Annotated in this window: 4 protein-coding genes; all 4 read left to right on the top strand. The window is 36.9% G+C overall.

Features of this window, described 5'->3' with window-relative positions; all coding sequences use genetic code 11:
* The first annotated feature begins 104 nt into the window (after positions 1 to 104).
* The 4 genes from ACZYT3_RS12425 (at position 105) to ACZYT3_RS12410 (ending at position 4589) form a co-directional block, all read left to right on the top strand.
* The gene (locus ACZYT3_RS12425) at positions 105 to 776 is read left to right on the top strand and encodes a winged helix-turn-helix domain-containing protein (RefSeq protein WP_464088874.1); all 672 of its coding nucleotides are present in this window, start codon (positions 105 to 107) and stop codon (positions 774 to 776) included.
* 17 nt (positions 777 to 793) lie between these two features.
* Complete coding sequence (locus tag ACZYT3_RS12420; protein WP_294560755.1) at positions 794 to 1750, top strand: ATP-binding protein; 957 nt, start codon at positions 794 to 796, stop codon at positions 1748 to 1750.
* Between the two features lie 105 nt (positions 1751 to 1855).
* Entirely contained in the window at positions 1856 to 2620 is a 765-nt protein-coding gene (locus tag ACZYT3_RS12415; RefSeq protein ID WP_294560749.1) for an ABC transporter ATP-binding protein, read from the top strand.
* Positions 2613 to 4589, top strand: a complete 1977-nt coding sequence (locus ACZYT3_RS12410; protein ID WP_464088873.1) for an FtsX-like permease family protein — start codon at positions 2613 to 2615, stop codon at positions 4587 to 4589. The genes ACZYT3_RS12415 and ACZYT3_RS12410 overlap by 8 nt, the downstream gene beginning before the upstream one ends.
* The last annotated feature ends 479 nt before the right edge of the window (positions 4590 to 5068 follow it).

Here is a 5068-nt window from a genome sequence, read left to right as displayed (position 1 = left end):
GTCAAATCGTCAAAATTCCCAAAAAATCATAAAAAATTTTTTTAAAAGGCTTATTTGCAATCTATATCAATTTGCATTATCATAGTAACAGGGATGTGAAAAAGATGTATCGAATATTGATTGTAGAAGATGATCGTGTCATTGCAAAGGAAATTGAAAATCGTATCAGCAGTTGGGGATATGAAGTAAAATGTGTGGAAGACTTTCAGAATGTATTTGTTGATTTTGGGTCGTTTGATTCACATCTGGTTTTAATGGATATTTCTTTGCCTTTTTATAATGGGTATCACTGGTGCAGTGAGATCAGGAAGGTATCAAAGATTCCGATTCTGTTTATTTCCAGTGCTTCGGACAATATGAATATCGTCATGGCCATTAATATGGGTGGGGATGATTTTATTGCGAAGCCTTTTGATCTGGAGGTCTTGACTGCTAAGATCCAAGCCTTGCTTCGCCGCAGCTATGATTTTACGGCACATAATAATTTATTGGAGCACAGAGGGGCTGTTTTGAATACGAATGATACGACCCTGACCTATCATTCCGCAAAGCTTGACTTGACGAAGAATGATTATCGGATCCTTTTGACATTGATGGAAAATAAAGGAAAGGTCATTTCCAGAGAAACCTTGATGGTCAAACTGTGGGAAAGTGATGAATATATTGATGAAAATACATTAACAGTGAATATGACGCGATTAAGAAGAAAATTAGAAAGTATTGGTCTTGATGATTTTATTACGACAAAGAAGGGAATCGGGTATATCATCGAATGAGATTGCTTTTGAAGTATATGTATCAGCATCGCAAGACCATTTTCTTTTATTTTATATTTTCAATTATCTTTTTCATTATATTTTGGCTGTATCAGCTTCCTTTAGATGCTGTCGGATATGCTTTTTTGATCTGTACCTTTATCGGTACTGTGGGTGCTTTGATTGACTTTTGTCATTTCTATAAGCAGCATAAGACATTAATCGACCTTCAAAAGCGAGTCATGTTAAGCATTGATGAGCTTCCTGAAGCAACCAATCAAAGTGAAGAGGATTATCAGGCATTGATCAAGATCATTTATCAGGATAAGATCGATCTTATTACGCAAAAGGATCATGACTATGAAGAAATGATGGAATATTATACGTTATGGGCACATCAGATCAAGACACCTATTGCTGCTTTGCACCTTTTACTGAGTGGTAAAGAAGAGAAGGAATGTGAAGAGGAGCTCTTTAAGATCGAACAATATGTGGAAATGGTATTAACCTATCTAAAGGTCGATCATCAGGGGAATGACTTTCAGTTTGAGTTTGTTGATATTGATTCATGCATCAAGCAATGTATTCGTAAATATGCCAAGCTGTTTATTCGTAAAAAGCTCCAGCTTAATTATGAATCAAGATCCTTACAAGTATTAACCGATGAAAAATGGCTTTGTTTTGTTATTGAACAGCTTCTTTCCAATGCCATTAAATATACATCTTCCGGTCATGTAAATATTGATGTGAAAGATGAAGTGCTCATCATTGAAGATAGTGGCATCGGTATTCAGAAAGAAGATCTGCCACGTGTTTTTGAAAAGGGATTTACCGGTTATAATGGCCGTAAGGATAAAAAATCGAGTGGTATCGGATTGTATCTGGTAAAACAGGTTTGTAATCGGTTGGGACATCGGATCAGTATTGAAAGCGAGCTTGGAAAATATACCCGTGTCATGATCGATCTTAAGCATGCGAATCTGGAAGTAGAGTAGCAATGCTTACCAATTTGTAAGTTTATGGGTCAAACTGTAAGCTAAAGAAATGGCTCGAAGATATGATTTCTTGTAGAATAAGGGTGTCAATAAGGAGGATAAGTTATGGTGATATTAGAAGCAAATAACTTAAAGAAAGTTTATACGACACGGTTTGGAGGAAATCATGTCCAGGCATTAAGAAATGTTTCCTTTTCAGTAGAAGAGGGTGAATATGTTGCGATCATGGGAGAGAGCGGCAGCGGCAAGACGACGCTTTTGAACATTTTGGCTTCTTTAGACAAACCGACAAGCGGTGAGGTACTGTTAAGAGGAAAAAAGCTGACAGCGATCAGTGAAAAAGAAATATCTGCTTTTCGAAGAGAGCATTTAGGTTTCGTTTTTCAGGATTTTAACTTATTAGATACGTTTAGCGTCAAGGATAACATATTGCTTCCATTGGTGCTGTCAAGAAAAAGCGTCAAAGAGATGGAAGAGCGTCTGAAGCCTGTCGCAAGATCCTTAGGTATCGAAGATATCTTAGCGAAAATGCCTTATGAGATCAGCGGCGGTCAGCGTCAGCGTGTAGCGGTCGCCAGAGCGATCATCACCCAGCCGGATATCGTATTGGCAGATGAGCCGACCGGTGCCCTTGATTCCCGCAATACAGATGAACTGTTGGAGCTGTTTAATCAGATCAATGAAGCAGGACAGACGATCTTGATGGTAACCCATTCCACCAAAGCGGCTTCTCATGCGAAACGGGTGATGTTCATCAAGGATGGGGAGGTCTTCCATCAGATTTACAGAGGCGATCAAAGCACTGCCCAAATGTATCAGAAAATCAGCGATACGCTGACTTTGATTGCAACGGGTGAGAAGTATGAATAGGTTTTTCTATTTAAAGCTGGCACTTCAAAATCTTAAGAAAAATTCAAAGATGATCATTCCTTATTTTTTGACAGCCACGCTTTTTTCAATGATGTTTTATGTGATTCTGGCCTTATCGCTGCATAGTGAATTTTACGGCAGGACACGTGGTGTCATGCTCTCATTGGGCGTTGGTGTGATTGGTATCTTTGCATTTATCTTTTTGTTTTATACCAATTCCTTTGTCATCAAGCAGCGGAAAAGTGAACTGGGACTTTATAACATTCTCGGAATGGAAAAATACCATATCTCACGTATCTTGTTTTATGAAACGCTTTTGCTGGCACTTGTTTCGATAACAGCTGGTATCTGTATCGGAAGTCTTTTCGGCCAGGGAATCTTCCTTTTGCTGGTCAAGATGGTCGGTGATCTGCCGACGATGAATTTTGAGATTTCTTTTGACAGTATCAAATGGACCTATCTTTTATTTGGTATCATTTTTCTTTGTACAGCGCTATTTAATGTTTCCCAGATCCATCTGTCAAAACCGATCGATCTTTTAAGAAGCAAGAGTGAAGGTGAAAAAGAACCTAAGACTAAATGGATCTTAACGATTCTTGGGATCATTTGCTTAGCTGCCGGTTATTATATTGCCATCACGGTCAAGAATCCGGTAGATGCCCTTCTCTTATTCTTTGTGGCCGTCATCCTTGTCATATTTGGTACGTATTTCCTGTTTACTGCCGGAAGTATTGCTTTATTGAAGCTCATGCGCAAGAATAAGAAGTATTACTATAAAACCAGTCATTTTGTTTCTGTATCCAATATGATCTATCGTATGAAGCAGAATGCTGTGGGATTGGGAAATATCTGTATCCTGGCAACGATGGTCCTTGTCATGATCTCTTCGACCGGTTCTTTGTTTATTGGTGTCAATGATTTGATCAAACGTGAAGTGAGCAAAGATGTAGAAGCTTCTTTCAGCAGTTATTATCTGGAAGTAAATCAGGCTGTAGATAAAAATATCATGAATTATCTTCATGATCTTGATATGACTGATTTTACCCGCAATTACAGTTTTTCACTGGCATTAAAATTACAAGATGATACGTTGATTCCAAAAGATGAAGATCAAACAGATTATAGTGACTATTACTATGTTTATTTCTCAACGGATGATTCGATTGATTTAGGTGATCATGAGATCGCTGTTTACTTTGATGACGGAACAGCGCCAAAGAACTTAACGATCGGTACACAGACCTATCAGATTAAATACAATTCTGATTCTTTAGAAAATGGTTCTTTAGATGATATGTTTAATTACAATCCGGGATATAAAGGACTTGTCTATATCATCATGAAAGATGAAAAAGCAATCGATGAAATGTCGAAAAGCATCGATCTTAGTCATTACGGTTATGTAAATTGGCCACAGTACAATTATGCTTTCAACTGTGATCTCAGTGAAGATCAATTTACAAAGCTGCAGGAAGATATCTATCATATTATTCATGAAACGACCGATCAGTTTGATAACCTGGCATATGGTTATGGATATTCTGTTAATTTCCAAGCCTTTGTCCGTCAGGAACTCATGGAATTCTTCGGAAGCTTCTTCTTCCTCGGTATTTTCTTAAGTATCCTGTTCATGATTGCGACAACCCTGATCATGTATTATAAACAGATCAGTGAGGGTTATGACGATGTAAAACGATATGAGATCTTACAAAAAGTAGGTATGAGTCATGAGGAAGTAAAAAAATCGATCCATTCCCAGATCATGATCGTCTTCTTTATGCCATTGATTACGGCAGGTATTCATTTGATGTTCGCATTCAATATGATCTATCAGATGTTTATGGCCTTTGGTATGACCAATAAGACAATGTTTGCTTCTGTCATGGTTATTGTCTATGTGATCTTCTCGATCTTCTATTTCATCATTTATCAGTTGACGGCAAAGGTCTACTATAAGATCGTAAGTTAAAAGTATTCAGTAATACGCTGATGTATTACTGAATCTTTTTTTTGTCATGGGCTGAAATATAAAACATATATTGAGTAGGCAATGATTCATTGCATTCTTTCAGAAATGTAAGAAAAATAAGAAAATTGTAAGTATTATTAAAGGATTTTTATCGTACTTTTCTTCTATAATAAAGACATCAAAGGAGTGAGTTTTTATGAAGAAGAGTTTTCAGTTTTTATTAGTTGGCAGTGGTATCGTATTAGGAGCATTGCTTTTGATCATGAAACAGAAAAGGGGAAGATAGAGATGGACTTTGCAAAGGAAATTATATTACTGAGTATTTTGATGGGGCTGATGTTTATTGGGTTATATAAGGTGAGTGAGCATGGAAACTAATCAACAATTTATATTTATATTCATTGAAGTAGTGATTTGGAGCGTGTTGATGGTGTATTTTCATTATCGAAATCAAAGACAAAAATAATAGTCTTTGATTT

This window comes from Traorella sp. mt218, assembly GCF_055420025.1.
Note: the sequence above shows the minus strand (reverse complement) of the source record. Positions and strands in the feature narration are given on the sequence as shown.